Source organism: Aliiroseovarius sp. F47248L, from assembly GCF_023016085.1.
GTDB lineage: Bacteria > Pseudomonadota > Alphaproteobacteria > Rhodobacterales > Rhodobacteraceae > Aliiroseovarius.
Window position 1 is genome coordinate 2,020,812 of record NZ_JALKBF010000001.1, and the last position, 25,090, is coordinate 2,045,901.

Here is a 25,090-nt window from a genome sequence, read left to right on the forward strand (position 1 = left end):
ATACGCTTAGCGTGCGCCTATGTCCCTGACTGAACGTCTGTCTCTGTTTTCCCCGCTGGACGGTATCGCCGTCTGCCTGATCATTCTGGCCTGGGCCATGATCGGTTGGCGGATTGAGCATGCCTCACCTGCCAAACCTTCAGTGTCCGGGCTTGTGGCGCAATATCGACGCGACTGGATGGTGCAGTTCGTCGCCCGCGATCCGCGCATCTTCGACAGCGCCATTCTGGCCACCCTGCGACAAGGGGCGAGCTTCTTCGCCTCGGCTTCAATGATCGCGATCGGGGGTGGCATGGCCTTATTGGGCAATACCGAGCGGTTGCGTGGCGTCGCCCAAGATCTGATCCAAAACAGCGCACCAGAATTGGTGTGGGAAATAAAAATACTGCTAGTTGTTTTATTTTTGGCCAACGCGTTCCTGAGCTTTGTTTGGTCGCATCGACTATTTGGCTACTGCGCGGTGGTCATGGCGTCGGTGCCCAATGACCCAAACGACCCCACTGCCCTGCCCCGCGCCCGCAAAGCAGGCGACATCAACATCTCGGCGGCACGCAGCTTTAATCGCGGTTTGCGGTCCGTTTATTTCGCGATGGGGGCACTGGCGTGGCTGCTTGGCCCTACCAGCCTTATCATTGCGACTGTGCTGACCGTTCTGGTCCTGTATCGGCGTGAATTTGCATCACACTCACGCTCGGTACTGATGCAGCCCGACAGCTAGATTTCAGGACACAGATGTTGGGTCTGCACGTCGCGCGCCGCCGCGACCTTCAATCAACCATGCCCCGACCAGCGACAGCGCGGCAATCGTTAACATCAACCAAGCCGGAGCAAGAGGGATCACCCGGATCGCTTGTGTCACATAGGCGTTGCGTGGGGTGTATCCAATCCAGCCCCGGCCATGCGCCAATTGGCCCATGCGCACCGGTCGCAGGCCGGGCAATCCGCTTTCGATCTGCATCACCGTTCCATTCGTTGCATGACCCAAAGGCGCCAGAAGCGCGGCATCCGCGATGGGTTGTTCAAACTCACGCAGCGCTGCCAGCCCGCGCACAACGACCGTTGTCAGATCATCTTGCGCGACGCGATACAGACCTTGATCCGTCGTTGCGATTACACCGCCAAAGGCACCCGGCGCGTTTTCGGTCATATTAACTTGAATGTCTGATCCATCCGGGAAGGTCACGACTGCCTCTGACGTGCTGTCTTCCATTGTGCGGCGTGTGATCTGCAGCCCTGTATCGGTGGCGGTGGCGGTCAACGCCTCTTCCTCAAGCTCGGGTTCACGCATCAACCAGTGGGCCAGTCGGCGCAGAAGTTCCAACTGCGGCCCTCCGCCTTCATAGCCTCGCGCCCACAACCAAGCGTGGTCAGACCCCAGCAATGCCACACGACCATCGCCCACGCGATCAACGGTCAATAGGGCTGCATCCTCGGGACCGTTCAGGATCGTGTGGCCGCTGGTCGGTTCAAGCTCGACCCGACGCAACCACGACCCCCAACCGCCCTCGGGGGCAAAATCCTCAAGATCGCGTGAAATCGGATGACGCGCACCAGCGTCGCTGATTTCGGGCAAAAAGGCGTCTTCGACCAAACGCCCTGTCGGAAAGGCTGGCAACATACCCGCCAGACCAGACCGCGCGATGCTTTCAGCCCCGGCTAGCGCAGGTCCCGCGGCAATTAACACGGCCCCGCCCCGTTCCACATAAGATCGCACACTGTCCAGATAACCGCCGGGAAGGATGCCACGCAGCCGGTATCGGTCGAAAACAATCAGATCAAACTCGTCGATCTTGTCGACGAACAACTCCTGCGTTGGAAACGCAATCAGGCTGAGCTCATTAACAGGTACGCCGTCCTGTTTTTCGGGCGGCCGCAGGATGGTGAAATGTACAAGATCCACCGCGCTGTCGGATTTCAAAAGGTTGCGCCACGTCCGCGTGCCTGGATGCGGCGTGCCCGAGACCAAGAGCACACGGAGACGATCGCGCACGCCATTGACCTCGATCACGGCCGCATTGTTGCGGTCGGTCAGTTCGCCCTCTGCAGCTGGCAGTGTTACATGGATCAGGTTGCGACCTGCATGTGTTAGCGTCAGCGGCAGAACAAGCTCGGCCCCAATCTGTGCCAGCACAGTTTCGGGGTCGCCACCGTCGCGCGACACTGACATCTCGACAAGCCCATTAGTCGCTTGCGGCGCACCCAAAGCATCGACACGCAGGCGGATTTCGGTTTCTTCGCCCAATATGGCAAAGGCAGGGGCGTCCGTGACAGACAGGCGCAGGTCCCAGTCGGTTGCACGACCGGTCAGAAGCGCCTGAAACGGTGCGGGCAGGCTTGGTGCAAGCTCGGCGTCATGAACCACACCGTCGGTGATTGTAACGACGCCTGCCACACGGTCGCGCGGCAGATCGGCCATCGCAGCGTTGATCGCTTGCATCAAATGGGTGCCGTCAGAGGTCGTTGGGTCGGTAAACTCTGAAAGACGCCGGGCGGACAGATCAAGCCCGGGACGGGCTGCGACCTGAGCCTCAAGTGATGCCAGAGCGGCGGCATTCTGGTCGCGTCGGTCCGACAGGGTTTGCGAGGCACTATCATCTATGACAACCAACAGAATATCTGCCAAAGGATCGCGATCTTCCTGCTGCAGGGATGGACCGGCCAATGCTGTCAGAACCGCCATAGCTGCCAACGCACGCAGCGCCCAGCCTGACAACCCCCGCCACACCGCCAACACCAGTGCGGAAACCGCCAGCGCCGCAAAAACGCCGATCACTGGCCACGGAAAACCGGGCGAGAATATCAGGCCTGAGGCATTCATTCCCCCAACCTTTCCAAAAGCGCCGGCACATGCACCTGATCGGATTTATAGTTTCCGGTCAGCACATGCATCACCAAGTTCACGCCAAAACGCACCGCCATTTCACGCTGACGCTCGCCTGCCTGACCGCGACCCACCGGGAACATCGGCGCACCATCAGACCGGATCGCCCACGCGCCAGCCCAGTCGTTGCCGCCGATGATCACCGGGCTGACACCATCATTCAGGTTGCGAAACGGCATCCCTTCCGCGCGTTCGGCATTTGGGGGGGCGGCCTCGACCCAAGCGGGTCCCCTGGCGCGGCCGGGAAACTCTTCCAGCAGGTAAAATGCGCGGGTCAGAACGTGGTCATGCGGCACCGGTTCCAACGGAGGCAAGCCCAGAGGCAAGGCAATCACACGCAGCCGACGGGCGGCGGCGCTTTCACCACCAAACCCTGCATCGCGGGTGTCGAACAGGATAAACCCACCGGTGGCCAAATAGGTTTTCAGACGCGCATAAGCAGCGGGGCTGGGTTGACGGGTTGTTTCGCTGACCGGCCAATAGAGAAGCGGGTAGACCGACAGCTCGTCACGTTCAATGTCCAATCCGACTGGCGGAGCTGGCTCGACCGAGGTGCGGGAAAACAGCTGATCCGACAGGCCCATCAAACCGGCTTCGGCGACCTCATCCGTGGCCGGATCGCCGGACAAAACATGCGCCAGTGTCACTGTGCTGGCCGCGGCAATCACCGCTTCGGGCGTATCGGCATCCTGCGCAACACTATGATCTGGCAGGACGAACAACGCCATCATAACAAACGCGCCCACGCGCGCCGCGTTTGTAATCACCCGATTGCGCAACCGCCCGGAAATCCACAGGCTGGCTAGAATATCGAGTGTTCCAAGGATCAGTGCAGCTGCCAACAGATACGGCGCAAGACTACGCGCAGCGCTTCGATCGTTCCATCTGGGGACTATACGGGATGGCCAGTTCGCAGGGTTCATCTGCGCGTCCGGCCCCAACGTATTCACTGCTAAACGACGGTCGCCATCGGCGTAAAGCCCCGGCGGCACCTCAGCGCTTGCACCATCCAGAAGTCTTGGCCCTTCCACCCCGGCTCGTGCCCCGGCTGGACCAAGTTGCCCAAACGGGTCCAGCACACGTTCGGCGACCCATTGCGTGCCCTCTAGTGTCTGCGCCTCGACCTGGCCGGGGCGGGTCGAGACCGCGAGCCGCTCGAGCATCTGGACAAACAAGCCAGACAAAGCCAGCGAAGACCATTCGGCATTGGCCGAGATGTGAAACAACACCACCTGACCCTGCCCCAGCGCCTTGCGGGTCACAAGCGGCGTGCCATCCGACAGTGACGCAAGGGTGCGGTCAGCAAGGTCGGGGCTGGGTTCAGCAAGAATTTGCGCCCGCACAAGGACGTCATCCGGCACCCGCAGCCCGAAGAAAGGCGAGGTTTCCGGGAATGGTGCCAGTGCGCGCGGGGCGCCCCAACTCATCGCACCCCCGACGACACGCCCACCCGAGCGAAGCCGCACAGGCAGCAAGATATCTTCAACGCCGCGCCCGGTGTCGGCTGCTGCCAGTCGCGGACCGGCAAAGCGCAGCAGCAGCCCACCTTGAGCCACCCACCCGGCCAGCGCCTTTTGGTCGGGTTCAGCAAGGCTAGGCACATCGGGCAGGATTAGCACCTCTGGCCCGGCTTCAATCAGCGTGTCGATCGCTGTGTCTTCAATCACTTCAGCGGATGGCACCAGAGCTTCGCGCAGGTAATGCAACGGCGACAACAACTCCAACCCCTCGCGCGACTGAGTGCCGGTCAAAAGCGCCACGCGGCGGCGGCGCAAGCTGTCATCGGCCAGCGTCACAGCCCCGGCGGCGCGCTGGTCTTCCAGTTGAAACCGTGTGATCCGGTTGCGCAACTCCGGTGGTAGGGACATCGGCACCTCGGTGCGGGCAGCCCCGGCCGAAAAGCTGAGCACAGAGGTGGCTAGCACCCGTTCAACCCCTGTCGGATCTGGACCAATACCCTGCACAACAATATCAACCCCGGTTGATACGCCAGTGCGAAGGGCTTCTAAGACAAGCGTGCCATCCTCAGCCCGCGCGGGCAATAAGCCTATGCGTGGCGCTGTGGGTTGCATGATTTCGACGCCGCCCTTTGCCTCAAACGCCGTCAGCAATTCTAGCCGCCCCTCACGTGATACCCCGTCCGAGATCCAGATCGTGTCTGCGTCCTGTAGCTCAGCAGCCCAGGCAGACGCTGCTCCATAAGGCTCCTCCCACGCGACTGGAGATAATCCGGCAAGCCGCACCCTCCATTCGCCCGCACTTTGCCATTGCGGCGCAGCGGCTCCCGCATCCGTAACTTCATGCGACAGGGCAATCGCAACAGGACGCCCGGCTTGTGCAGCAATATCGAGATGATCATCAATCGCACCGATGCGTTGTGGCCAATCCGACGCTGCCGTCCACCCTGCGTCGACAAAAATCAGAAGCGGCCCGCCACTGGACTGGCGTTGTTCAGGATTCAGTACCGGGCCTGCAAACCCAAGGATCAACGCGGCAACAGCCAACAGGCGCAGCAACAGAAGCCACCACGGCGTGCGGTCGCTCTCCGCATCGCGATCTTCCAGACCCAAAAGCAGTGTTACAGCCGGGAACCGTTGCCGCAGAGGCGCAGGTGGAATGGCACGCAACAGCAACCACAGCACCGGCAACGCCACCAACCCGGCCAATAGCCAGGGGGTCGTGAACGCAATGGGCAGGCCGAACATCATCTGTGCCCCTCGATCGCGTGATATAACCACAACAGCGCGGCGCTGTCGGCATCGCCACTGTGATGGGTGTGATATTGCCAACCAGTGCGGCGCGCCAGATCGGCAAGTTCGGATTTGCGGGCGGCCAGACGGTTCAGATAGCGGTCGCGCAGGTCATGTGCCTCGGTTGTGTCATGCTCCAGATGTCCGCTCATGTCTTCAAAAATCATTCGACCGTGAAACGGGAATGCTTCTTCCACCGGGTCAAGGATCTGAAACAACACCCCCGTGACGCCCCGATCCGCAGCGCGGGTGACGGCGCGGGTGATTTTGGCTGTATCGCCAAGAAAATCTGACAAAAACACCGCACGAGATCGTGCTGGAAGGTCTGCAAAACCTGCTTCCTGTGAGGACAGAAGGGCGGTTGCCATGCGCGACAGGGCAAGCTCGCCTCGTCCTGCCGGGGCGGCACTTGTGGCCAGCCCTACCCGTTCGCCGCCGCGTACCAGAAGCACGGCCAACGCCATGGTAATCAACCGCGCCACGTCGCCCTTCTTTGCCAGATCGGACGATGACGCAAAATCCATCGAAGACGACGGATCGACCCAAAACAACACGCTTTGCGCCGCCTGCCACTCTTTTTCCTGAACATAGTGATGATCAGACCGGGCCGAGCGGCGCCAGTCGATCCGGTGTGCCGGGTCGCCAGGCTGGGCGGGGCGAAATTGCCAGAATGCATCCCCCTGCCCCGGTTTGCGCCGGCCATGTTCGCCCAATTCAACACTCGCCGCCAAATGGCGCGCATGGGCCATAAGGGGAGGCAGTCGTTCGGCCAGACCCTCGGCCCGGCTACGCAATGTGGGGTTAGGTTTCACGCCGCCGCCACGGCGCGTGTGGTCTGGTCAACCACTGCGCCGATCACAGTGGCCAGATCATGCCCTGCCGCGCGCGCGCCATAACTCAGCGCCATGCGGTGGCTCAGAACCGGACGCGCGAGCGCCTGTACATCGTCAATCCCCGGTGCCAAGCGCCCGTCGATCAGAGCCCGCGCCCGTGTCAGCAGCATAAGCGCCTGCGCCGCGCGCGGCCCCGGCCCCCAGCTGACAGTATCGCGCACAATCTGAGGCGCGGCTTCATCATCAGGGCGACAGGCGCGCACAAGATCAAGGATCGCATCCACCACGGTTTCGCCAACCGGCATCCTGCGCAGCAATTTTTGGGCCGCTATCAGGTCCGCCGCTGAAAAAACCGGTTCAGCCTGTGCGTCCTCGGTTCCCGTGGTGGCCAGCAGGATATCGCGCTCGGCGTCACGGTCGGGGTATTCAACATCCACCTGCAAAAGGAAGCGGTCCAACTGCGCTTCGGGCAGGGGATAGGTGCCTTCCTGTTCCAGTGGGTTTTGGGTGGCCAGCACATGGAAGGGCGCGGCCAGTGCGTGGGTCTGCCCCGCAACCGAAACCTGACGTTCTTGCATCGCCTGCAGCAGTGCTGATTGGGTACGCGGACTGGCGCGGTTGATCTCGTCCGCCAACAGAAGCTGGCAGAAGATCGGCCCTTTCAGAAACCGGAACGAGCGTGTGCCCTCGGCGCTTTCTTCCAGCACCTCGGCCCCGAGAATATCCGAAGGCATCAGGTCGGGGGTAAACTGAATACGTCCTTCGCGCAGCCCCATCACGGTGGACAGGGTTTCGACCAGACGCGTCTTGCCCAGCCCCGGCAATCCGATCAACAGCGCATGGCCACCCGCCAAAAGCGCCGACAGAGTCAGGTCAACCACTTGATCCTGACCGATAATCCGACGCGCAATCACCGATTTGGCATGGGAAAGCGTATGGCCAAGAGCTTCGATCTCGTCCAGAATGGCATCGTTGGTCATGGAAATTCCTCCGCTCGGCTATTACATTTCATTAAAGGCCAAACGCGTCGGGGGAACAAATGACAAAAACGGCAAGTGACGGAAAATCGCCGGAAAAAGCTACGACCGGCAAAAATATGACCGAGGCTCTGGCCGATGCTGCCCGAAAAGCGGGCAAAAAGGGCCCGCCGCCCGTACATCTTTGGAACCCGGATTTTTGCGGTGATCTGGACATGCGGATCGCGCGAGACGGGACGTGGTTTTACCTTGGTACACCGATTGGACGTCACGAGCTGGTGAAGCTCTTTTCATCCATCATTCGCAAGGATGGCGACAACTATTTCCTTGTCACGCCAGTCGAGAAGGTCGGTATCACGGTGGACGATGCGCCTTTCGTCGCCATCGACTTTGAAGCAACAGGCAAGGGCCGCGATCAGGTACTGACCTTTACCACCAATGTCGACGACAAAACTGTGGCTGGTCCGGATGCCCCGATCCGAGTCGAACGCGACCCGGAAACCGGCGAGCCATCACCCTATGTGCTGGTGCGCGTCAATCTTGAAGCGCTGATTGATCGAAAAAGTTACTATCGCCTTGTCGACTTGGGTGATCACGAAGAACACGAGGGCGAAAGCTGGTTCGGTCTTTGGTCAAGCGGTGTGTTCTTCCCGATCATCCCGTCGAAAGAGCTGAACGTCTGACAATCCCCTCGCCCTGCCCGCGCCCTTGGGCTATGGGACACCATGACTGACACCAACACATATGAAATCTTTCTTGTCGCCCCGCCGGGTTTGGAACCCGTGCTGGCGGACGAGGCGCGCGCGGCAGGCTTTGCCACCCCAACAGCCAGCCCAGGAGGCGTGACGATCCATGGTAGCTGGTCCGAGATCTGGCGCGCCAACCTGACCTTGCGCGGGGCCACCCGTGTGCTGGTGCGGCTGGGCAGTTTCCGGGCGTTTCATCTGGCGCAACTGGACAAACGCGCACGCAAGTTTCCGTGGGGCGATGTATTGCGCGCCGATATGCCCGTGCGTGTCGAAGCGGTGTGCAAACGGTCGAAAATTTACCACCATAAAGCTGCCGCCCAACGGGTTGAGAAAGCCATCGCCGAGGAACTGGGCGCCAAAATCTTGAAAGACGCGGCCCTGGTCCTGAAAGTGCGAATCGACGACAATTTGGTGACGATCAGCCTGGATACATCCGGTGAAAGCCTGCACAAGCGGGGTTACAAGACCGCCACCGGCAAGGCCCCGATGCGCGAAACACTGGCCGCCTTGTTCCTGAATGCGGCTGGTTACGATGGACGGGAGCCGGTTCTGGACCCTATGTGCGGATCGGGCACGTTCCTGATCGAAGCGGCCGAGATGTCGGTGGGCCTGCTGCCCGGTCGCGCACGCCACTTTGCGTTCGAACATCTGGCCAGTTTTAACGCCGACGCCTTCACGAAGATGAAAACGGCGGCAGAGGGCGCAGCACACGAGGGACCACCCCGGTTCTTTGGTTCGGATCGGAATGCTGGTGCGATTGCAAACAGTCGAAAGAATGCCGAGGCTGCCGGGGTCGTTCCCCTGACTCGATTCACCGAAGGCTCGATCAGCGATCTTGAGCGCCCTGATACTCCGCCGGGCCTTGTCATCTTGAACCCACCCTATGGTGGGCGGATCGGCAACAAGAAATTGCTGTTTACGCTTTATGGCACGTTGGGCAAGGTGCTGTTGGAGCGGTTTGCGGGCTGGCGGGTGGCGATCATTACCAGCGATGGCGGTTTGGCCAAAGCGACAGGTTTGCCCTTCCTGCCCCCCGGCCCGCCGGTCGATCACGGCGGCACCAAGGTGAAACTGTATCAGACCGCCAAACTGCCATGATGCATAAGAAAAAGGCCGGACACATTGCCCGGCCTTCTGTCAGTCATTTGGCTTGGGTCACAGACCCCATTTCGCGGCTGTCTCGGCAAAGAACCCCTGTTCTTTCTTCAGCTTCACCCAGCTGTTCACATAGTTGATCCAAACTTGATCACCCTGCGGCAACATCATCGCGATCGGGGTCGGCTCACGCGGTGCATCTACCTTAACGGCGGTGACTTGCGGGAACTTCTCGATCAATGTGGCCCCTTCGATGTTTGAAGTGATGAACACATCGGCGCGACCTGCAAGAACTTCCTGATATCCACGCGCTGGCGCTTCGACCACCTTGATGTCGGCATCCGGGAACCAGTTGCGCACCATCCCTTCGAACGAAGTACCAAGCGTGGTCGCGACTTTCACCTCTGGCTTGTTGACGGCATCCCAGCCGTCATAGTTTCCCACCTTATCCGATGTGGTGAACGGCAGGATTTGCACCGAAATATAAGGGTCCGAATACCCCGCCACTTTCATCCGCGACGGCGAAATCGAGGCCGAACCGGTCATATGATACTTGCCCGCAACAATCCCGTTCACCAAGGTTTTCCAGTCGGTCGGAACGAATTCCAGCTCGACCTCAAGATCCTTCGCCAGTTCGGTCATGATGTCGATGTCATAACCCCGGTAGCTGTCCGTGGCCGGGTCCTTCATCGTCATAGGGTTCCAGTCGCCGGTGGTGCCGACCTTCAGGACCCCGCCGGAAAGAATATCATTCAGGGCGGATTGGGCCTGCGCCCCGCCTGCCAGCATCGTCATCGCCAGCAGTCCGGCTACAAGAGTTCGCAGAAAGTTCATCGCGCGGTGTCCTTTTGGTGGTTATCAAAATCGTTGCTTGTCCGTATACCTTAATAAACATGATACGGATCGAGGCAGCACTTGGATGGGCTGCTCACGATCAGTTGAACAGATCGCGGACAAAAGAACAAGTGGCGAACATTAACCAAGGCAAGCACGCGATCACCATGGCGCAGGTCAGCAAATGGTATGACGACTTTCAGGTGCTGAGCGACATCACACTGGACGTAGATCACGGCGAAAAGCTGGTGATTTGCGGACCTTCGGGGTCTGGGAAGTCCACTGTTGTCCGGCTATTGGCTGGGCTAGAAAAGCATCAGGAAGGCACAATCTCGCTTTATGGACAACCGGTTGATACGCAGGGGCGTGGCGATATTGGTATGGTGTTTCAACAGTTTAACCTGTTTCCGCACTTGACGGTTCTGGACAACCTGATGCTGGGTCCGATGCGGGCCTTGGGCATGCCGAAACCAGAGGCGCGCGACCGCGCCATTGCCTATCTGGAACGTGTGCGCATCCCCGAACAGGCTGACAAACGTCCCGGCCAACTGTCCGGTGGCCAGCAGCAAAGGGTGGCGATCGCACGCTCTCTTTGTATGGACCCGAAATTGATGCTTTTTGACGAACCCACTTCGGCACTGGACCCCGAGATGATCGCTGAAGTGCTGGAAGTGATGGAGGATCTGGCTCGTGACGGCATGACAATGATCTGCGTGACCCACGAAATGGGCTTTGCCCGTCGCGTGGCCGACCGGATCGCCTTCATGGACGCCGGAGAAATCGTCGAAGTCGACACGCCAGAGGTCGCGTTCTCGACACCAAAATCCGCCCGCTTCGCCCAGTTCCTTGACAAGATACTAAAGCATTGAGGGCGCGATCATGATCAGAACCCGCCTGACCATTGCGCTCATGTCGATCTTCACACTTGCTTCGTGCTCGGCCCCGCCTGGAACCTGGGGTTGGTATGTCATTGACCCATCTACATCCGCGGGTTGGACCAACGTAAAATTCCTGCTACGTGGGTTTTCCGCGACCATCCAGATCTCGGTTCTGGCGGCGGTAGCGTCGATCATCATCGGCCTGTTGGTTGCCCTGCCCGCTTTTGCCCAAACCCGTTGGTTGCGCCTGCCCAACCGCATCTATGTCGAATTCATTCGAGCTATCCCCTTGCTGCCCATGTTGTTCTGGGTGTTCTACGGCTTGCCGGTGGTTTTGCGCTCGATGGGGATCGACCTGAACATCGACCCGTTCTGGGGGGCCGTGATCACTCTGGCCATCTCCGACAGCGCCTTCACCGCCGAGATCTTCCGTTCCGGCATTCAGGCCGTCCCACGTGGGCAAGCCGAAGCTGCGCAGACCATCGGGCTGACGCGCGCGCAAGCGATGCGGTATGTGATCCTGCCGCAAGCGGTGCGGCGCATTCTGCCGCCATTAGCCAACCAATTCATCTATATTGTGAAAATGTCCGCATTTGCATCCGTGATCGGGATGGCAGAACTGACAAGGCGGGCCAATGAGTTGGTCGTCACCGAATATCGTCCGCTGGAAATCTATACCCTGCTGATCCTTGAATATCTGGTGCTTGTCCTGATCATCTCGGCAGGGGTGCGGTGGTTGGAACGCAAGATGAATGCGGATGAAAGCCGCTGATCTATACTGCGCGTCAGTTCAAGTCGTCCAACAACCGCTTATGCTTCTTGGCTTCGGCAATTGCACCAGCCAAGGTCTCGACCCCGCGCGAATGCAGCATGGCCAGCATCTTGCATAGAACCTCGGCGGTGGCTTGGGCATCACCTAACGCAGTGTGGCGAAGTTCGGACGGGATGGTCACCCCCAGACGTTCGCACAACGCATCCAGCGTGTGCACTTCGGTCGTCCCATAAAGAACCGCAGACAGTAGCACAGTATCAAGGATCGGGTGGGTCCACTCAACGCCACAGGTTTCGGCATGACGCCGCAGGAAGGCCATATCGAAAGGCGCGTTATGGGCGACCAGAACGGCGCCGCGCGCAAAGTCGTGCAGGTGCTTACCCGCCAAATCTATACCTGGCTTCCCTGCCACCATGGCGTTTGTCACACCATGCACTTTGGTCGAAGCTGGTGGAATCTCTATCCCCGGATCGACCAGTTGATTGACGATCTCACCCGGCACGATTTTGCCCTTCACCACTCGCACAGCACCGATTTGTACAACCTCGTCCTTATGCGGCAGAAGTCCGGTGGTCTCTGTATCGAAGACGACATAGGTCAGGTCATTCAGGTGCATATCCATCAGGTTGTCGGTGGCCTGCCCCTCCATCAAATCAAAATCGAACACAACCGGGCGGCTTTGATCTGGTGCGATGTTGGTGTGAGCATCATCAATGATGACCAGATACCCGTCGCCTGGGCCAAGGGGTTTCAACCGGGTCTCAAACTCTAGCCCATTGGCGGCAGCGAGGTCGGTGAAGCTCTGCTCAAGTCCGGTTGAGATCATCTTTTTATGGGCCGCTAAAAACGGCCCCTTCTTGAAGTAATCGAAGATTGAGGCATTCAGGCGCGGCGGGCAGACTTGTGACAGCACACCAGCCGCCTGCTTGTCGTAAAGCACGATCTGGTGCGCCGGGTTTACAAGGATCATCGCCACCGGGATTTCGGACAAAAGAGCCGTGAGTCGTGCCTTATCAGCCGATAGCCGCGCGGTTTCAGAGGCGACAATGCTGGCCTGATCCATAGTAGATTTCATCAGTTGTTCCGACACCGCTTCCGCTGCCGGGGCCAGATCACCCAAGTAGCGCGCGGCATGTTTATCAACGCCGCCAGCCCCGGCATGGGCACGCGATCGCAAGCCCGTCGCCAGCCGCTCGATTGGGCGCGCAACATTTTCATCAAACAGAAACCAGACACCCACCGACAAAGCCAGCAGACCAAACCCGGATAACACCCCCGCAATAACAAACCCCGATGCCAGCCCGTTCGCTTGAGCACGTGCATAGCCGATGGCCAGTGACGCCATCACCAAACCCACCCCGGAAACTGCCAAAAGTGCGAAAAACAGGAATATCCGCAGGCGTAAAGACAGGGTGGTCAGGATTTTCATGATGTCACCTCTAGTTTGCATATAGCAGCCAGAATGGGGTCGTCTTGGGGCACCGTAACCCAGTCAACGCCCGCGACCTGACCCGACGCATCAAACGTAACGCCGTCGATCAGAGGCGCGCGCTGACTTGTGTTACAATTTCCAAGCACAACCATTTTCTCGGGCGCGGACCAGCGTCCCATGAACAAAAGATCAACCATCCGCAACGCCGGTTGGGCCTCATGCGTGCGCAACGATTGCTCGTCCAGCGCGACGAAACGCTCGACAAAGGGCACAATGTAGGTCCAGGGGCGATAGAGCGAATTGTTCTCGACTTCCATCACCACCGTCATACCCTCGGGCAGAATATCTTTCGTGCGGTCGTACCACGCGTATTCGGTGGCGACGGTTGTCACGATCATGGCAAGCCCCGCTCCAACGGGCATCGCCCATTTGGGCAACCGACCTCCGGTTAGTTTGTTCAGGGCAAGAACCAAACCTGCGCCAACAAAGGCAGAGACCAATGTGGCGACCATCTCGTAAAACATTCAACTTCCTTTCATTGCGCGCACCAAGCGTCAGCTTAGCATTCCGCGCCCGTGCCCAATCGCACTTTGCATTGATTTCACCACGACAAACGCATCACGTAGATGGCTGCGATCAAATTCCGAAAGCGTCGACGGTGCCAGATAGTTGTCAGGCGCCTGCCCGGATTTCACCTGTTCGGCCTGATGTTCCAGCCGTGTTTCTGCGATCAGGTCATAGGCATCCAAAAGGTCCTGCCCGCCCGATTGGCTAAGTCCGCCTGCATTGATCGCAGCGACCAGACGCGCGCGCGTGTTCACTTCGCTCAATTGCCCTTGCAACGCATAGACACGGGCCAGATCAACGATGGGAACGACGCCGTTGTGCTTCATATCCAGACGGTTCTTGTGCTCACCCGACCGAATGGTCGCAAAGCCGCGAAGCAGCCCCAGTGGCGGTGTGTGTTTCAGACCATTCGATACCATATGCGCCACGAAAATCGAATTCTTGGCGGCCAGTGCGAGCGTGTCTGTCTGCAGGTTGCCAAACAACCGCGCATCCCCGGCGATGGCACGCAGATCGAACATAACCGAAGCCAACATCTGTGCTTCGGGCACAGGTTTGGCGATCCAGCCGTCGAAGTATTTCCGCCACACTGAAACCGGCTGACACCAGCGCGGGTTTGTCGCCATCATATCGCCGGGGCAATAGACATATCCGCACACATCCAAGCCGTCGCAGACGAATTTCGCCAGTTCGGCAAAATAGCCTTCACGGTCTTTGTCTGTCACATCGTCGGACAGGATCAAGCAATTGTCCTGATCTGACACCCCGGTTTGTTCCTGCCGCCCCTGACTACCGCAGGCAAGCCACAGATACGGGACGGGGGCTGGGCCAAGCTTTTCTTCCGCCAACGCGACCAAACGGCGGGTGGCGGTGTCAGCAATGTCAGTGATCAGACGGGTCACCACCTGATGGGGGCTTCCACCGGCAACGAGTTGAAGCAGCAATTGTGGAATTCGGGCGGTGACCTTGCTCATTTCTTGGGCGTTCGAAGCTTGCGCAATCTCGCGCACCAATTCCGCCGAACTGACGGCCTGAAATCGGGTCAGGTCCGTTTGGCTGACAACACCGACAAGCTTGTCGCCATCGACAATGGGCACATGGCCGATGCGCTTTTCCATCATCACATGCAGCACATCTGATCCGATGGCCGACGGCGCAAGGGTGATCGGGTCGGTCGTCATCACGTCCGAGACGGGTGTGTCAATCGGCAGTGCTTCGGCCAGCACTTTGCCCGACATATCACGGATGGTCAGGATGCCTGTCAGCTTGTCACCGTCGGTCATGCACAGCGATGACACGTGATGGTCGCGCATCAGGATCGCGGCCTCGCGCACCGTCGCGTCGGGCGCGCAGGTAATCGGGGTGCGGGCCATAAACGTGTCAACCTGCGTGGTGGCCAGGCTTTGGCGGGTCTGCTTGCTGGGCTTGTCAGCGCGCGAGCGGTCAAAGAAGCGGCGCACGGGATCATGCTCGTTCATCAGGGAAAGAAATGCCTTTGCGGGCAGGATCAACAGGGTAGCATCGGTTATCGCGCGGCTCGACATGACCGCTTTTCCGTCCCGCAGAAGGCCGCGCTCACCGAAGGAATTGCGCATGCCAAGCTGGCTTACCGTCTCGCCATTTTCGTCGGTAACCTCAACCTCACCCTCGTAGATGATGAAGATGCCGGGCAATTTAGCGCCCTGTTCATAGATATCACCATCCGCTGGAACCTCGCGTATTTCGCTCTGGCCGGCAAGCGCGCTGAGAATGTCTTGCGGCAAGACATCATAGGGATGCACGGATTGCAAAAAACGGAGGACTTGATCCTGGCTCAACTGCATTCAACTGCGCCTTTGCTGAAAAGAAATGTCCCGCCCGGTGTGCACCGGACGGGACAGAATTGGAAGGGGGCGGGGCGTCGCAAGGACCACCCGCCCAAGCCTTTTACTTGTTCTGTGCCGCACCGGCGCCGCGGGGAACGCGAACCGATTCAACCAGTTCCTGGATATGTGCAGGTGTTGGTTTGGTCATACCCGACACAACATAGGCAACTGCAAAGTTGATTGCAGCACCGATCGCACCGAACGATGTCGACTTGACCGTACCCAGCAGCGGATCAGCATCGGTGAAGCTGTTCGTATCCGGGATGAAGAACCAACCTTTGTGCAGGAAGATGTACAGCAGCGTGACCACCAGACCTGCCAACATACCGGCAACCGCGCCCGAGTTGTTCACCTTGGTCGAGAAGATGCCCATCATCAGTGCCGGGAAGATCGACGCAGCAGCCAGACCGAAGGCCAGAGCCACAGTTTGCGCCGCAAAGCCCGGTGGGTTCAGACCCAAATAGGTTGCAACTGCGATTGCCACGGCCATCGCGATACGCGCTGACAGAAGTTCGCCTTTTTCCGAGATCTGCGGGTTCAAAGCACCCTTGATCAGGTCATGCGACACAGCCGACGAGATCGCCAGAAGCAGACCAGCAGCCGTCGACAGAGCGGCGGCAAGACCACCGGCTGCAACCAGACCGATCACCCAACCGGGAAGGTTGGCAATCTCGGGGTTGGCCAGAACCAGGATATCGCGGTTGAAGTTGGTCAGTTCGTTACCAGCCCAGCCCTTTTCCGCGGCGATCGCCTGAAGATCGGCATTACCGTCATTATAGTACTGGATCGCACCATCGCCGTTCTTGTCTTCCCAACCCAGAAGGCCGGTTTTCTGCCATGTATCCATCCAGTCGTAGCGCTCATCGTTTTCGATCTGCTCAAGCGTCACGGCACCACCTTCGATACCGCCATTGGGCCACATCATTTCCGAGATGTTCAGACGCGCCATGGCACCAACAGCCGGAGCTGTCAGGTACAGAAGGGCGATGAACACCAACGCCCAACCAGCAGACCAACGCGCGTCAGACACTTTGGGAACGGTGAAGAAACGCATGATCACGTGCGGCAGACCTGCCGTACCAATCATCAGCGACAGGGTGAACAACAGCATGTTGAACGTGCCGCCGTGATGGGCGGTGTATTCATTAAAGCCGAGCTCTTTCACAATCGCGTCCAACTTGGCCAAAAGAGGTTCGCCAGATGCTGCGTGATCGCCAAACAGGCCCAGGGCCGGAATTGGGTTACCGGTCAGTTGCAGCGAGATGAAGATGGCCGGAATGGTATAGGCCATGATCAAAACGACATACTGGGCAACCTGCGTATAGGTCACGCCCTTCATGCCGCCGAACACCGCATATGCGAACACAACAGCGGCACCGATCAGAAGACCAGTGGTGTTGTCGACCTCAAGGAAACGACCGAAGGCCACGCCCACGCCGGTCATCTGACCGATAACGTAGGTGACCGAGGCCACGATCAGACAGACAACAGCCACGATGCGGGCTGTCTGGCTGTAGAAGCGATCACCGATGAACTCCGACACGGTGTATTTGCCGAACTTACGCAGATACGGCGCAAGCAACAGGGCCAGCAACACATAGCCACCGGTCCAACCCATCAGATAGGTCGAGTTGTCATAGCCGGTGAAAGCGATAAGGCCCGCCATCGAGATGAACGAAGCCGCCGACATCCAGTCAGCCGCCGTTGCCATCCCGTTGGTGACGGGGTGAACACCACGCCCTGCGGCGTAGAATTCTGATGTCGAGCCCGCGCGGGCCCAAATTGCAATGCCGATGTAAAGCGCGAAGCTCGCGCCAACAAACAGCAGGTTGATCGTAAACTGATCCATGTGTCTCTCCCTTACTCTTCGTCGACGCCGTGTTCACGGTCGAGCTTGTTCATGCGCCAGGCGTAGTTGAAGATCAGAATGAGGAAGACGATGATCGACCCCTGCTGAGCAAACCAGAAGCCCAAATCGGTTCCGCCGACGGCGATCCCGGACAGCATTGGGCGCAGCAGGATGCCGAACCCGAATGATACAATCGCCCAGATAATCAGGCTGATTATGATGATGCGCACATTGGCGGACCAATATGCGGAGTTGGATGAGTTTTCGGCCATGAAGCCACCTCCCTAACGTTCCACTGACCGGGTGCTTGTGCGACCCGGCCTGTCCCTTTCTTATGCAATCGCCTCCTCAACGATCGCATTCAGATTGCCCGCGATCTCGTCAATGCCAAGCATCGCATCGACCGTTTTCAGGCTGCCCTTGCCCTTGTAATAGGCAATGAGCGGTGCCGTTTGTTCGTGGTATGCCTCAAGGCGGCTTCCCACGGTTTCGGCATTATCGTCGGCCCGGCGTTTCATGTCCGTGCCGCCGCATTTGTCGCAGACGCCATCCTGGGCGGGCTGCTTGAATTCGTCGTGATACCCTTCACCACAGCTGCCGCAGGTGTAACGACCCGAAATCCGGGTCACCATGGCGGCGTCGTCAACTTCAAGGCTGACGGCGGCGTTGATCTTCTGGCCACTCTCGGCCAGCAGCGCATCCAGTGCTTCAGCTTGAACGGTGGTGCGCGGGAAGCCGTCAAGGATCACCCCTTTGGCACAGTCCGCATCTGCCAAGCGGTCGCGCAAAATCGCGATGACGATCTCGTCCGAGACAAGATCGCCGGCTTCCATCACTGCCTTTGCGGCTTTCCCGGCATCGGTGCCAACCGCAACGGCCGCGCGTAGCAGATCGCCTGTCGACAGTTGCACCAGCCCAAACTGCTCCTCCAGCATACGAGCCTGGGTGCCTTTGCCAGCCCCCGGAGGGCCAAGCAAGATTAGAACCGGCGCGGCGGTTTTCGTCGCAGCGTCCATCATCCTTTGTCCTTGCTCATGCGATTGTCGATCAAATCCTCGACCACAGACGGATCAGCCAAAGTCGAGGTATCGCCCAGCGCGCCGAAATCGTCTTCGGCAATCTTGCGCAGGATGCGGCGCATGATCTTACCCGAACGCGTTTTTGGCAGACCCGGTGCCCACTGGATGTGATCGGGGCTGGCAATCGGGCCGATCTCCTGACGAACCCAGTTGCGAAGCTCGGTCTTCAGCTCGTCGGTGTATTCCTCGCCGTCCATCAGGGTGACGTAGCAATAGATGCCCTGACCCTTGATGTCGTGCGGGAAGCCAACAACGGCGGCCTCGGACACCTTGGCGTGCGCGACAAGTGCGCTTTCGACCTCGGCAGTGCCCATGCGGTGACCCGATACGTTGATCACGTCATCCACACGTCCGGTGATCCAGTAATAACCATCTGCGTCACGGCGACAGCCGTCACCAGTGAAATAATAACCTTTGTAGTCCGAGAAATACGTGGCCACGAAGCGGTCGTGATCACCGAAAATGGTGCGCATCTGGCCGGGCCAGCTGTCTTTCATGCACAGCACACCTTCGGCCTCGGTCGTCGTGATTTCCTCACCCGAAGTGGGTTCCAGGATGACTGGCTGTACACCAAAGAACGGCGTTGTGGCCGAACCGGGTTTGGTCGCGGTCGCGCCGGGCAGCGGGGTCAGCAAGTGACCACCGGTTTCCGTCTGCCACCATGTGTCAACGATCGGGCAGGTTCCTTTGCCAACCACATCGTTATACCAGTTCCACGCTTCCGGGTTGATCGGCTCGCCCACGGTGCCCAGCACTTTCAGGTCGCTCAGATCATATTTGGTAACGAACTCCTCGCCACGCGCCATCAGGGCGCGGATCGCGGTGGGAGCGGTGTAGAACTGGTTGACATTGTGTTTTTCACACACGGCCCAGAAACGGCCAGCATCAGGATAAGTCGGCACCCCTTCAAACATGAGCGTGGTCGCGCCATTGGCCAGCGGGCCATAGACGATATAGCTGTGGCCCGTGACCCAACCAACGTCTGCGGTGCACCAGTAAATGTCACCTTCGTGGTAATCGAACACATATTCATGTGTCATTGCAGCCCAAAGCAAATAACCACCAGAGCAATGCTGAACCCCCTTCGGCTGGCCGGTCGAACCGGAGGTGTAAAGAATAAAAAGCGGGTCTTCGGAATTCATTGCCTCAGGTGGACAATCAGCAGACGCATCAGCCATCAGAGCCGTATAGGAATGGTCACGACCTGCAACCATCGGAACGTCGCCACCTGTGCGCTCAACCACCAAGACAGGTGTCTTGCCAAGATCGCCATGAGCAAGGGCTGCATCGACATTGGTTTTCAGCGGCGTGTTACGGCCCCCGCGCGGGGCTTCGTCAGCAGTAATCACAAGCGACGCCTGACAACCATCGACACGGGCCGCCAGCGCCTCGGGCGAGAACCCTGCAAAGACGATTGAATGAACTGCGCCGATACGCGCACAGGCCAGCATTGCATAAGCTGCTTCTGGGATCATCGGCAGATAAAGAACAACGCGGTCGCCTTTCTTGACGCCCAGGCTTTTCATGACATTTGCAAGCTTCGACACGTTTTCGTGGAGCTCGCGATACGTGATTTTCTTGTCAAGCGTTGGGTCGTCGGATTCCCAAATGATCGCAACTTGATCGCCGCGGGTGCCCAGATGGCGGTCAATGCAGTTCTCAGAAACGTTCAGTTCGCCATCTTCAAACCATTTGATCGAAACGTCAGGGTGTTTGAAAGTCGTGTTCTTGATCTTAGTGGGGGTCTTTGACCATGTCAGTCGAGTCATCTGGTCGGACCAGAACGCTTCTGGGTCGTTCACCGAAGCGGCATACATCTCTTGGTATTTCGCAGCATCAATATGAGCGTTCGCGACAAACTCAGCTGACGGAGCATAAGTTTTATCGGCCGTATTTTCCGACGACATGCAGGGTCCTCCCAAAAATTCCTCCGGAACGCGCTTGGCGCGCGGTCAACGGAAATCCGAAACCTTAACAGTCAAATTTCCGCTGGTGCTGAAAATAGTGGGACAAACCTGCGACAAACAACAATTTTTTTGTAAATTTATTTATCTGTGCATTTCACCCGTTGTTAATTTTTAACTTAAACAGTGAATTTTCTATAGAAATGCTGGTATTTGCCTGTGAAAGGCACGCCGCATGATGTGCAAAGCTGACCACCGGATTTCGCTAACAATCTTTCGCACACAGTCTTAATAGCTCTTGTCGCTGGCAAAACCAGCCCTCTCAGTTGAGAATCCCCTGACATAACAGGCCTGCCGCCTGGGAAACTTCGGCGGAAATTCTCTGTTGCAAGTACACATTTCGGTGCCGCGGGTTCGACGCATGGACGCCGCAACCGAGATCATTTACGAAAGGCGAACAACAATCTGTGGTGCCCAATGCCCCGTTTTTTTGAAGACTTGCTGGATACCCGCCGTTCAACCCGCGCGTTTACATCTGACCCGGTGCCACGTGAAGCTGTCGAACGCATGTGTCGCGCTGCCCGGCGCGCGCCCAGCGGGGCCAATCTTCAACCGGGTCACTTTCATGTGCTGACGGGATCGGCTTTGCAGGGTTTGGTGTCGGCATTGCAAAACGCGCAGCACCAAAACATGCCACACGCCACCGAATATTCCTATTTCCCATCTCCCCTGCCGGCCGAGTTGAAAGCCCGCCAGCGGGCGGCAGGATATGCGCTTTACAAAGCCCTTGGTATCGGGCGCCGCGACATCGAGGGACGGCGCGACCAGTTTGCCCGCAACTATGCCTTTTTTGATGCCCCTGTGGGAGTTGTCGTGACGATCCGGCGCGATATGGGCAAGGGGTGCTTCATGGATCTTGGCATGTCCCTGATGTCGTTTTTTCTATCAGCCGAAGATCAGGGCTTTGGTGCGACCGGTATCGGTGCCTTGGCCAACTACGGCCCGGTTGCGCACGACAATTTGCACCTCCCCGACGGCGAAATGGTGGTCTGCGGTATTGCGGTCGGCGTGGCCGATGAAACAGCCCCCGAAAACCAGTTTCGCACGGAACGTGCCGGGTTGGATGAATACACCAGATTTCACGGTTTCGACTGATCCGGGCTAGCCCGACTGAAGCACCAAGGCAGTGCCCAGCCCCCCAGCGGCGGCAATGGCGGCCACCCCCGCACCATTTTGCGCGACCAGCTGGTGATACAGCCGCGCCGCAAGGATCGCGCCCGATGCGCCCACCGGATGGCCCCGCGCCAGCCCCCCGCCGCCGGGATTGACGATTTCGCGTGGAATGCCCGCTCCTTGCTGACAGGCGATGGCCTGAACTGCAAAGGCTTCCATGATCTCAGCGCTGGTTAGGTTGGGCGGCGTTAACCCGGCTTGGTCTAGTGCTGCGGTAATGGCCGCGACAGGTGCCAGACCGGGCAGAACCGGGTCACCGCCAACCGTCGCACCCGAGAGGATTTGCACAGTTGGTCGTTGAAAACGCTTGGCAAAACGCTCTGATACCACAAGGCAGAACGCCGCACCATCTGCCGCCACCGCCATGTTTGCGACTGTGACGTCGCCTGACACGGCGGGTGCACGGTCACAAAGGCGCTGGGTCAGATTTCGCGTAAACGCATCGCAGGCATTTCCCTGCACGGAAACGATCTCTGCCGCTCTGGATTGGTCTTGCCAACGCATCGCCTTGGCGTGGCTTTCAATTGCCCAATCATCCTGCATCTGTCGTGACAACCCAAGTTTTCGGCCCAGTGCGTCTGCCGCGTCGGCCATATCCGGATCTCGGTCCGCCCAGGGGGTGAACGGTGCCTGATCATAGGGTACTGCCGGTCGACCATCCGCGAAGGTGCGCGATCGGAGCGGACGCCGGGAATAGCTTTCCGCACCTCCTGCAAGCACAATGTCATGCTGCCCCGAAACAACCATCGCCCGCGCCAGAAGGACTGCGTCCAACCCACCGCAACACTGCCGGTCTATCGTAAGCCCTGCGACTCGCTCGGGCAGTCCGGCCGCCAGCACCACGCGACGCGCCGGATTGCCACCCGCGCCCAAAGCATTGGACAGGATAAGTTCGCCGACCTCATCCGCGTCCAATCCCGCATCTGCCAGAACCGCCTGTATAACCGGGGCCGCCAGATCGTGAATATCACAGAACGCAAATGCACCACCCTGAGGGATGACGGCAGTGCGTCGGGCAGCGATGATAACGGCGCGGGTCAAACGAACTGCTCCAACTGACGGGCAAGAGCGACGAGGTCAGGCTTTCCTGCCGGCAGAACCGGCATCCTTTCAACAAACACAATGCGTCGGGGCGTGGCAGGCACGCCCAGAGCTGCGCGACATCGGGTCAACACATGTTCGGCAAGGGTCGCGTCCTGCTCCCCTTCAAGAACTCCTATGATCACATGGCCGCGTTGCGGGTCAGGCACCGGGATCGCGGCACATTGATTGATGCCCGGCACCGCCCGCATCTGCGCCTCGACAGCTTCGGGAAACACATTATGGTCCGACACCGTCACCATCCGGTTTTTGCGCCCCAAAACTGTCAGGTTGCCCGCGCCATCTAGCTGTCCCATTTCGCCTATCGACAGGTAATCTTTGTCCCAGCGCGTATCGGGGCTGTCTCCATTGTCATAGCCGTCAAACAGATAGGGGCTTTTTACCCAAATCTCGCCGATGCCGGTGGTGTCTCGGCCATCGATATCGCGTATGCGCATGTCCACACCGGGATAGGTGCGCCCGACAGAACCAGCAGGCGTTGCCGCATCGCTGATTGTCATAAAGCTTGTTTCGGATGCGCCGAAGAATTCGTGCAGGGTGGCGGTTGGAAATAAGCGGCCAACCTGCTCATGCGTCTGCGTATCAAGTGTGCCGCCCCCACAGAATAGCCATCGCAGGGACGGGTTGGGGGTTTCGGTGGCCCCGGCCAACATGCGCAATTGCGTTGGTGTGGCATAGAGCACCTGCACCCCGACATCGTGAAGCATGCGCGCTTGCATACGGGGTGATAGCCCAGTCAAGACCGATAGATCACAGCCAATATGCAATGCCTCCAGCACTGCATACAGAGAAAGGGAATGGGACATCGCCCCCAAGACGGCATAAGGCGCGTCCGGACCAACACCAAACCGATGGCGCGTAACTTCAAAGCTGGCAATCCACGACGCGGGTTTTCGCCGAATGGTCTTTGGCGCGCCAGTTGAGCCCGCACTTTGCACCATCAGCCATTGCCGTCCACCGATCTGACCGGCGGCTTCAACAGCCGTATGCGTCACGCAAAGGCTTTTTCCACGGCGCAACAGATCCTTCACCGACACCAACATTTGCGCCGTTTCATTGCCGATAGTCGACAGCCCATTACCGGGCACCAGCACGTTGCTGGCTATGTCCTGCCGAAAAAGAGTGCTGCTCACTACGGAATCCCTGCTGCGCGATTTGCACAACACTATGCGACGGCAGTTCGAGCTGCGCCAACCCTTTCCGGTAGGTCGCTCCTAGCGCAGGCGTTTTTCCGTGGTTGCATCAAAGAACATCGCGTCTGCATCATCGAAGCCAACGATGACTTCGCTGGATTCGGGAAGCGTATCCTCGGTCCGGTTTTCGACAATGATTTTCTCACCGGTAGTGGCGATCAGATAATCGTAAGACACACCGCCCAAACGTTCGCGCAGATCCAACACTGCACCACCGTTCCCGGCACTGATGGTCAGATGTTGCGGGCGAACGCCAACAATGACGCTTGTGCCATCGGCGGGCAGCGTCACATTGGTGGTCACTTCGCGGTTGTTCAGAGCGGTCAGGACAACCTTACCGCCCTGCACCGTGCCATCCAGAAAGTTCATGGCAGGCGACCCGATGAAACCCGCGACGAACTTGTTGTCGGGGTCTTTGTAAAGGTCCATCGGGCTGCCGACCTGTTCGATCAATCCGGCACGCAGCACCACGATCTTATCCGCCAACGTCATCGCCTCGACCTGATCATGAGTGACATAGATCATCGTCGCGCCGATTTCCTTGTGAAGGCGTGCGATTTCCACCCGCATGTCGACCCGCAGTTCGGCATCAAGGTTGGACAGCGGCTCGTCGAACAAGAACACCTCGGGGCCGCGCACGATGGCGCGCCCGATGGCCACCCGCTGGCGTTGACCACCGGACAGGGCTTTGGGCTTGCGGGCCAGATAGTCGTCCAGTTGCAGGATGCGGCTTGCTTCAGCAACTTTTTCCGCGATCGCTTGCTTGGGGTGACCGTTCATACGCAGGCCAAATCCCATGTTCTCCGCGACGGTCATATGCGGGTAAAGCGCATAGGTCTGGAACACCATCGCCACCCCACGTTCTGATGCATCGACCCGCGTGACATCCCGATCCCCGATCTTGATCTGGCCGGAGGTAGTTTCTTCAAGCCCGGCAATCATCCGAAGCAGCGTGGACTTGCCACAGCCTGAAGGGCCAACAAATACGCAGAACTCGCCATTGTCGATCTGAAGGTCGATATCGTGGATGACCTGAACATCGCCATATTTCTTTATAGCATTTGAGAGTGTCACACCTGACATGCAAGCATTCCTTCT

The 25,090-nt window shown here is 58.7% G+C and carries 21 protein-coding genes; 6 read left to right on the plus strand and 15 right to left on the minus strand.

All coding sequences use genetic code 11. The features are described from left to right. Positions 1-19 precede the first annotated feature (19 nt). Entirely contained in the window at positions 20-718 is a 699-nt protein-coding gene (locus MWU51_RS10085; protein WP_247036894.1) for a DUF599 domain-containing protein, read from the plus strand. A gap of 3 nt (positions 719-721) precedes the next feature. Here the strand turns inward: MWU51_RS10085 and MWU51_RS10090 are convergent, their stop codons facing one another. From MWU51_RS10090 to MWU51_RS10105, 4 genes are read right to left on the minus strand one after another with little or no spacing between them, the layout of a single operon-like run. Beyond that, the gene (locus tag MWU51_RS10090) at positions 722-2,818 is read right to left on the minus strand and encodes a hypothetical protein (protein ID WP_247036896.1); all 2,097 of its coding nucleotides are present in this window, start codon (positions 2,816-2,818) and stop codon (positions 722-724) included. Then, a complete protein-coding gene (locus tag MWU51_RS10095) occupies positions 2,815-5,589 on the minus strand; it encodes a DUF4159 domain-containing protein (protein ID WP_247036899.1) in 2,775 nt (924 codons plus the stop codon). Before MWU51_RS10095 ends, MWU51_RS10090 begins: the two co-directional genes overlap by 4 nt. After that, the gene (locus tag MWU51_RS10100; protein ID WP_247038800.1) at positions 5,586-6,380 is read right to left on the minus strand and encodes a DUF58 domain-containing protein; all 795 of its coding nucleotides are present in this window, start codon (positions 6,378-6,380) and stop codon (positions 5,586-5,588) included. Before MWU51_RS10100 ends, MWU51_RS10095 begins: the two co-directional genes overlap by 4 nt. 59 nt (positions 6,381-6,439) lie before the next feature. Then, the gene (locus tag MWU51_RS10105; RefSeq protein ID WP_247036901.1) at positions 6,440-7,444 is read right to left on the minus strand and encodes a MoxR family ATPase; all 1,005 of its coding nucleotides are present in this window, start codon (positions 7,442-7,444) and stop codon (positions 6,440-6,442) included. Between the two features lie 116 nt (positions 7,445-7,560). On the opposite strand from MWU51_RS10105, the gene MWU51_RS10110 reads away from it, so the two are divergent. Together MWU51_RS10110 and MWU51_RS10115 are read left to right on the plus strand one after the other, a co-directional pair. After that, positions 7,561-8,124: a DUF1285 domain-containing protein gene (locus MWU51_RS10110; protein ID WP_247038802.1), complete on the plus strand. Its 564-nt coding sequence runs from the start codon at positions 7,561-7,563 to the stop codon at positions 8,122-8,124. A 42-nt stretch (positions 8,125-8,166) separates the two neighbouring features. Further along, the gene (locus tag MWU51_RS10115) at positions 8,167-9,288 is read left to right on the plus strand and encodes a class I SAM-dependent RNA methyltransferase (RefSeq protein ID WP_247036904.1); all 1,122 of its coding nucleotides are present in this window, start codon (positions 8,167-8,169) and stop codon (positions 9,286-9,288) included. A gap of 57 nt (positions 9,289-9,345) precedes the next feature. On the opposite strand, the gene MWU51_RS10120 is transcribed toward MWU51_RS10115, so the two are convergent. Next, positions 9,346-10,119, minus strand: a complete 774-nt coding sequence (locus MWU51_RS10120; protein ID WP_247036905.1) for a transporter substrate-binding domain-containing protein — start codon at positions 10,117-10,119, stop codon at positions 9,346-9,348. A 167-nt stretch (positions 10,120-10,286) separates the two neighbouring features. On the opposite strand from MWU51_RS10120, the gene MWU51_RS10125 reads away from it, so the two are divergent. Further along, a complete protein-coding gene (locus MWU51_RS10125; RefSeq protein WP_247038804.1) occupies positions 10,287-10,988 on the plus strand; it encodes an amino acid ABC transporter ATP-binding protein in 702 nt (233 codons plus the stop codon). Between the two features lie 10 nt (positions 10,989-10,998). Beyond that, the gene (locus MWU51_RS10130; RefSeq protein ID WP_247036906.1) at positions 10,999-11,769 is read left to right on the plus strand and encodes an amino acid ABC transporter permease; all 771 of its coding nucleotides are present in this window, start codon (positions 10,999-11,001) and stop codon (positions 11,767-11,769) included. 13 nt (positions 11,770-11,782) lie between these two features. On the opposite strand, the gene MWU51_RS10135 is transcribed toward MWU51_RS10130, so the two are convergent. The 7 genes from MWU51_RS10135 to acs form a co-directional block, all read right to left on the minus strand. Beyond that, the gene (locus tag MWU51_RS10135) at positions 11,783-13,198 is read right to left on the minus strand and encodes a 3'-5' exonuclease (RefSeq protein WP_281502658.1); all 1,416 of its coding nucleotides are present in this window, start codon (positions 13,196-13,198) and stop codon (positions 11,783-11,785) included. Then, positions 13,195-13,725, minus strand: coding sequence for a hypothetical protein (locus MWU51_RS10140; protein ID WP_247036907.1), 531 nt, complete (start codon positions 13,723-13,725; stop codon positions 13,195-13,197). The genes MWU51_RS10135 and MWU51_RS10140 overlap by 4 nt, the downstream gene beginning before the upstream one ends. 30 nt (positions 13,726-13,755) lie before the next feature. Then, entirely contained in the window at positions 13,756-15,591 is a 1,836-nt protein-coding gene (locus MWU51_RS10145; RefSeq protein ID WP_247036908.1) for a DUF294 nucleotidyltransferase-like domain-containing protein, read from the minus strand. 103 nt (positions 15,592-15,694) lie between these two features. After that, positions 15,695-17,482, minus strand: a complete 1,788-nt coding sequence (locus tag MWU51_RS10150) for a sodium:solute symporter family protein (protein ID WP_247036909.1) — start codon at positions 17,480-17,482, stop codon at positions 15,695-15,697. A gap of 11 nt (positions 17,483-17,493) precedes the next feature. Next, complete coding sequence (locus MWU51_RS10155; protein WP_247036910.1) at positions 17,494-17,754, minus strand: DUF4212 domain-containing protein; 261 nt, start codon at positions 17,752-17,754, stop codon at positions 17,494-17,496. A 60-nt stretch (positions 17,755-17,814) separates the two neighbouring features. Further along, complete coding sequence (locus MWU51_RS10160) at positions 17,815-18,498, minus strand: adenylate kinase (protein WP_247036911.1); 684 nt, start codon at positions 18,496-18,498, stop codon at positions 17,815-17,817. Continuing rightward, positions 18,498-20,468 carry an acetate--CoA ligase gene (gene acs, locus MWU51_RS10165; RefSeq protein ID WP_247036912.1) on the minus strand — a complete coding sequence of 657 codons (1,971 nt, stop codon included), beginning with the start codon at positions 20,466-20,468 and terminating at the stop codon, positions 18,498-18,500. Before acs ends, MWU51_RS10160 begins: the two co-directional genes overlap by 1 nt. 474 nt (positions 20,469-20,942) lie before the next feature. Here acs and MWU51_RS10170 point away from each other — a divergent pair, with 474 nt between their 5' ends. Next, entirely contained in the window at positions 20,943-21,620 is a 678-nt protein-coding gene (locus MWU51_RS10170; protein WP_247036913.1) for a nitroreductase, read from the plus strand. A 6-nt stretch (positions 21,621-21,626) separates the two neighbouring features. Here MWU51_RS10170 and MWU51_RS10175 read toward each other — a convergent pair whose 3' ends face one another. From MWU51_RS10175 to ugpC, 3 genes are all read right to left on the minus strand, one after another. After that, positions 21,627-22,739, minus strand: a complete 1,113-nt coding sequence (locus MWU51_RS10175) for a thiolase family protein (protein ID WP_247036914.1) — start codon at positions 22,737-22,739, stop codon at positions 21,627-21,629. After that, positions 22,736-23,932: an AMP-binding protein gene (locus MWU51_RS10180; protein ID WP_247036915.1), complete on the minus strand. Its 1,197-nt coding sequence runs from the start codon at positions 23,930-23,932 to the stop codon at positions 22,736-22,738. Before MWU51_RS10180 ends, MWU51_RS10175 begins: the two co-directional genes overlap by 4 nt. 81 nt (positions 23,933-24,013) lie before the next feature. Continuing rightward, positions 24,014-25,075, minus strand: a complete 1,062-nt coding sequence (ugpC, locus tag MWU51_RS10185; RefSeq protein WP_247036916.1) for a sn-glycerol-3-phosphate ABC transporter ATP-binding protein UgpC — start codon at positions 25,073-25,075, stop codon at positions 24,014-24,016. Positions 25,076-25,090: the final 15 nt, after the last annotated feature.